6 protein-coding genes are annotated in these 5,318 nt (G+C 62.5%); 4 read left to right on the top strand and 2 right to left on the bottom strand.

What is annotated here, in order from left to right; all coding sequences use genetic code 11:
• Nucleotides 1–310: 310 nt before the first annotated feature.
• Complete coding sequence (locus AC2VOU_RS14455) at nucleotides 311–1,198, bottom strand: oxidoreductase (RefSeq protein ID WP_054880417.1); 888 nt, start codon at nucleotides 1,196–1,198, stop codon at nucleotides 311–313.
• 154 nt (nucleotides 1,199–1,352) lie between these two features.
• Between AC2VOU_RS14455 and AC2VOU_RS14450 the strand changes: the two genes are divergently transcribed.
• The 3 genes from AC2VOU_RS14450 to AC2VOU_RS14440 all read left to right on the top strand — a co-directional run bounded on the left by AC2VOU_RS14450 (nucleotide 1,353) and on the right by AC2VOU_RS14440 (nucleotide 3,697).
• Nucleotides 1,353–1,880, top strand: coding sequence for a TetR/AcrR family transcriptional regulator (locus AC2VOU_RS14450; RefSeq protein ID WP_054881037.1), 528 nt, complete (start codon nucleotides 1,353–1,355; stop codon nucleotides 1,878–1,880).
• A 161-nt stretch (nucleotides 1,881–2,041) separates the two neighbouring features.
• Nucleotides 2,042–2,683, top strand: coding sequence for a DUF732 domain-containing protein (locus AC2VOU_RS14445; protein WP_236971359.1), 642 nt, complete (start codon nucleotides 2,042–2,044; stop codon nucleotides 2,681–2,683).
• Nucleotides 2,684–3,022: 339 nt separating this feature from the next.
• Nucleotides 3,023–3,697: an Rv0324 family HTH-type transcriptional regulator gene (locus tag AC2VOU_RS14440; RefSeq protein WP_054880419.1), complete on the top strand. Its 675-nt coding sequence runs from the start codon at nucleotides 3,023–3,025 to the stop codon at nucleotides 3,695–3,697.
• Between the two features lie 18 nt (nucleotides 3,698–3,715).
• On the opposite strand, the gene mddA is transcribed toward AC2VOU_RS14440, so the two are convergent.
• Complete coding sequence (gene mddA / locus AC2VOU_RS14435; protein WP_454561374.1) at nucleotides 3,716–4,486, bottom strand: methanethiol S-methyltransferase; 771 nt, start codon at nucleotides 4,484–4,486, stop codon at nucleotides 3,716–3,718.
• Nucleotides 4,487–4,650: 164 nt separating this feature from the next.
• On the opposite strand from mddA, the gene AC2VOU_RS14430 reads away from it, so the two are divergent.
• Complete coding sequence (locus AC2VOU_RS14430) at nucleotides 4,651–5,139, top strand: class I SAM-dependent methyltransferase (RefSeq protein ID WP_486957997.1); 489 nt, start codon at nucleotides 4,651–4,653, stop codon at nucleotides 5,137–5,139.
• Nucleotides 5,140–5,318: the final 179 nt, after the last annotated feature.

Genomic DNA, 5,318 nt, shown 5'->3' with positions numbered 1-5,318 from the left:
CTGTCGACGCTGCGAAATCCAGAAGCGAGGTCATCGGCCATGCCCTCATTCTCTATGGACGTCCATAGGCGACAGATCTCGATCGGCTCCGGCCGGGCTAGCCGGCCTCCTAGTAATACTTTGCATAGCGATTCATCACCTGGGCATAGGCCTCCGCGACGTTATTGAGCTGCACGGCGAGCAGGTTGACACCCTCTATGAATTCCTTCATTCCAGCCAGATACCGCGCGCCCACCTCGGCGATCCGTTTCGCCGCGGGACCCGTCCACGTCCCCGACGGCCCGGAGGCCAGCCGCCTCTAACCGGTGCGCTAGTCGCCGGCAGCGCGAGGAAAAATCGCTACCGGGCGCTCGATCGGCGCCTGGTGGTCATTCGGCTTCGGCGTTGTGGTCAACTTGCTGGCTTTGCGAATTCCCTTGTCTACCAAGCTGGCCGGGGCGAACCTCCGCAGCCGCGACAGTCGGCGCGCCAGGGGTCCGGCCGGATACCGCAGCTTCGGTTTACGGCTGGTCACAGCGTCCAACACGACCCGTGCGACCACTGCGGGATCATCCCCAGCCCGCACTTCCTCGGTGAGGACTTGTCGGACGTGCTCGCGGATGATCGCATAGCTGTCGATCGGTGAATCGACGTCAGCCGCATGGGTTTCGAATGAGGTGTTGGTGTACGCGGGCTCGACGACGAGAACCCGCACGCCGAATTCCCGGGTTTCATGATCCAGGGATTCCGAGTAGCCCTCAACCGCGTGCTTTGAAGCGGCGTAGAGCGCAGCATACGGTGCCGGCAGCAGTCCCAGCACCGAGCCGATGTTGATGATGCGACCGCTGCGCTGGGCACGCATATGCGGCAACACCTCCTGGGTCAGCCGCACCAATCCGAAGAAATTGGTGTCGAAGAGCTGCCGCGCCTGGATCATCGAACTCTCCTCGGCGGCGCCGATGACACCCATACCAGCGTTGTTGACCAGAACGTCGATGCGGCCCGCACGATCGATGACCGTTGAGACAGCCCGGGTGATCGAAGCATCGTCGGTGACATCAAGCTGAACCAATTGCACCCCGGCGATCGGCGCCGTCGTTTGCGGCCTGCGGCTGGTGCCGAAGACCTCAAAGCCTTTTGCCGCCAAGGCGGTCGCAACGGCACGGCCGATTCCCGAGGAGACGCCGGTAACCAATGCCACGGAGGATTGTGGTTTCATCCCAACTCCTAGTAAACCGAGTGGTGTACTTCTGCGATGCTGACACTACACCGCTTGACGCCCGATGTAAACCGGTCGGTATACTTCAATAGTGATCAAGTCTGCTGCCCAGCACTCGAAAACCCGGGGCGGTCGCGGCGCCCGCCAGCGCATCATGGACACCGCCGCCGAGTTGTTCTACCGCGATGGCATCAACGCCACCGGCGTCGATCGACTTGCAACCGAGTCATCAGTGTCCAAACGTACTCTCTACCAACATTTTCCGAGTAAGTCGGCAGTGATAGAGGAATATCTGCACAACCTCGAACGACGGGTGGCAAACCCCTCTGCGGCGGACACCGACGACCGAACACCACGCGAGCGACTACTGGCCCTTTTCGACACCCCCGATCCAGCTGCCACACCTATCCGGGGCTGCCCCTTCCACAACGCGGCCGTCGAGGCAGCCGGAGCCATGCCGGGAGTGCAGGCAATTGTTCGTGCGAACAAACGCAGCTTCATCAGCGGAACTATTGAGCTGGCCAAGCAGTCAGGCGCCGCCGACCCGCACCTGCTCGGCAACCAACTAGCCGTGCTCTACGAAGGTGCAGCCGCACTGGCCACATCACTAAACGACGCATCACCGTGGATACTGGCCCGTACCGCAGCAGCGACGCTCATCGACCAAGCGGTCGCCCGGTAAAACGCGTACTTGCAGAACGAGGCGCAGCCAGAGCCGATTTATCGCGTGGTGGTGACACATGCAACTCCGGTTGCGCGGTCGGTGTCACCGCCGAGACCATCGCGGTCACCGGCAACCGGGCGGAGCTGCCGGAAATCGAAACGATGGCTACCATGGCCCTCATGGCCGAGCCGGGCCCGGCTGCAGACGACACCGCCGTAGTGGACGGTAGCGAAACCGTTGTGGTACCTAGTTCCGCAGCTACCGAAGCCGTGGATCTCGCGTGGTCGCGCGACGACGACCGCGACGTCCAAGTTGGCATCCCGGCTGACATCCAGACTGAATTGACGGCTGTTCACCAGTCGTGGCGCGCTACGTGGGGTAAGGCAGCTGCGCTACTCATGGCTGGTCTCGTCATCGCAGCGGCGATTGTGGTGGGGCACTGGGGATTCAGCACATTGGCGTCGCCGCACCAGGCTGCCGGGCGCGCGCCCGGTGCGTCGTCGACGCCGAAGCTCAGCGCCACACCTGGTCCGGCCGTCCCGGCGACGGCGTCACCACCCGTCATCGAATCCACGCCAGACCAAGACAGTCGGTATGTTCAGGCCCTCAACGACCGGGGCATCTCGTTCGCCAATCCCGAGGGCGCCATCTATAACGGCAAGATGGTGTGCGGCGACATCCAGCGCGGGGTGTCGGTGCAGCAGATCGCCGACGCGTTTCGAGCGAGCAATCCCGCCTTAACTGACAGTGCCAATGCTTATGTGGCTATCTCGGTTCACGCGTACTGCCCGCAAAACGACAAGCTGGTTGCGGGGTTCTGATACCGGAACTACGCCAAAAAAGGTCCCGCCCGGCTGTCGTCTACCGAGCACCCGCAACTGCCACCGGGCGCGAATTCCGAACCGCGGCCTCGCCACGAGGTCAAGGCGGACGGTGCCATGCGCTGTCCCAGTTGGATACCGGACCCGAGTTCGGCTGTGGGGTGGGTGGTGGCGAAGACACTGAAGGAGCGGCGGAAGGAGGTCGCGTTCCACCGTGGACCCACGACGGGTGGCGGACCTAACAACAACCATCAAAGAAACGACCTCGCCAAGGTATGAGTATTATCTAGTTCCAACGAACAATGGAATTGAATTCTTAATGAGTACTGGAGAATTGGGATGAGCGGGCAACCCGATCGCAAAGCCGCACTGTTAGAGCAAATCGCTCGAGTAGGTAAGGCGCTGGGCAACGGGCGGCGATTGCAGATCCTCGATTTGCTCGCCCAGGGCGAGCGCACGGTCGAAGCCATCGCGACCGCGACGGGGATGAACGTGACTACCGCATCGGCGAATCTGCAGGCGCTGAAGAACGGCGGGTTGGTCCGGGCTCGCCGGGACGGGACCCGGCAGCATTACCGACTCGCCGGGGATGACGTGGCAAAGCTGTTCGCGCTGGTGCAAGCCGTCGCCGACGAGCATTTGGCCGACGTGGCGCTCGCGGCGGCGGCAGTGCTTGGCTCACCCGAGGATGCGATCACCCGTGCGGAACTGCTGCGCCGGCGCGATGCCGGCGATGTCACGCTGGTTGATGTGCGTCCGCATGACGAATACGTGGCAGGCCACATCCCGGGTGCCATCAATATCCCGTTAGCCGAACTGGCCGACCGGCTCGCCGAATTACCGGCCAACCGCGACATCGTCGCCTATTGCCGTGGCGCCTACTGTGTCATGGCTCCCGATGCAGTTCGCATTGCTCGCAAGGCGGGCCGAGGTGTGAAACGACTCGACGACGGAATGCTCGAATGGCGGTTGGCCGGCCTGCCGGTCGACGAGGGAGCAGCGGTCGCGAGCTGACAGCAGGGCGGTCGGAATTCATGTCGGCCGTGCACCGGCGTCGAGCCGAGAACGCTGCTTGCGTAGGCGAACGCCCGGGATAAGCATCGGTACCCTGGTGCGGTACTGCTGGTATTCCTCGCCCAGTGCCCGGCTCAGGTCATGCTCTTCGATTGGCAGGACGACCAGGATGTAGGTAGTCGTCATTACCGCGAACAGCAGGTGCCCCGCACTCATTGTGGGAGCTGCCCAGAACGCCACGATGAAACCCAACATGAGCGGGTGCCGTACCAACCGATAGAGCATGGTGGCGCGGAATTCCAGTTCACTGTAAGACTTTTCGCGCCACGCCAGAAAGACCTGCCGCAGCCCGAACAGGTCGAAATGGTTGATCATGAACGTCGACGCCAGCACGATGACCCAGCCGAGCCAGAACAGTGCCTGCAGGGCAACCTTCCCCGGCGGCCAGCTGACATTCCAGACGATCGCAGGCAGCGTCCGCCACTGCCAAAACAGAAGGAACAACAGCAGACTCGACAACAGCACGTAAGTGCTGCGCTCGATCGCCGGCGGTATCAACCGCGTCCACCGTCGCTTAAAACCCGGTCTTGCCATCACGCTGTGCTGCAACGCGAACGCTGCGAGCAGAACAACATTGACCGCAACCGCCTCTGCCATGGAGGCGGCGATGCCGTTGTCGACGGTGCGAGGCACCACCAGGTTCCCGACGAAACCGATGGCGTAAAGGAATGCCGCGAGGAAGACCACGTAGCAGATCGCGCCGTATCCGACTATGAGTGACCGTTTCAAGTTGGCCTCCTGGTGCGGTCCACTATAGTCCAATAATCTATAATTCCATAGAATAATTACCTATAAGGCGGCGGAAGGGAAGGCAACTGTTATCCGACGGACAGCCGGAGCTGGCCCTAACGCAGCACGAGCACTGGCAGGACACCTACCGCGCCCATCCGGCCATGTACGGGTCCGACCCGTCCGAACCGGCGCTCTACTCGGCCGATGTGTTTGCGGCCGAGGGCGTTGAGCGGATCTTGGAGTTGGCGGCCGGTCACGGTCGTGACACGCTCTATTTCGCTCATCGAGGCTTCACGGTGGCGGCCACCGACTTCAGCGAGGTTGCGGTCGCACAGCTGCGCCAAACGGCCCGGGCGCAAGGCATAGCCGCGCGGGTGGAAGCAACCGTACATGACCTACGCAATCCGCTGCCGCAGCTCAGCGGCTCCATTGACGGCGCCTTTGCGCACATGGCGTTATGCATGGCGCTGTCCACCAAAGAAATTCACGCAGTCGTTGACGAGGTCGGACGGGTGTTGAAGCCGGGCGGAAAGTTCATCTACACCGTTCGGCACACCGGCGATGCGCACTACGTACCGGACGAGCGCACGGTGACGACATCTTCGAGTACGGAGGGTTTGCGGTGCATTTCTTCTGCCGCGAGCTCGTAGAGAGCCTGACTGCCGGCTGGATACTCGAAGACGTGCACGCTTTCGACGAAGGAGAGCTGCCCCGGCGGCTATGGCGTGTCACCGCCACCAAACCCGGCTAGTGGCGATCGCAAGCGCGGCGAAGCCGGGCGCAGCGGGTCGCCGCAATTCCTTCAAGCCGGGCGCAGCGGGTCGTCACC

Source organism: Mycobacterium sp. TH-M25, assembly GCF_057473665.1.
This window is presented reverse-complemented; position numbering and strand designations above follow the sequence as displayed.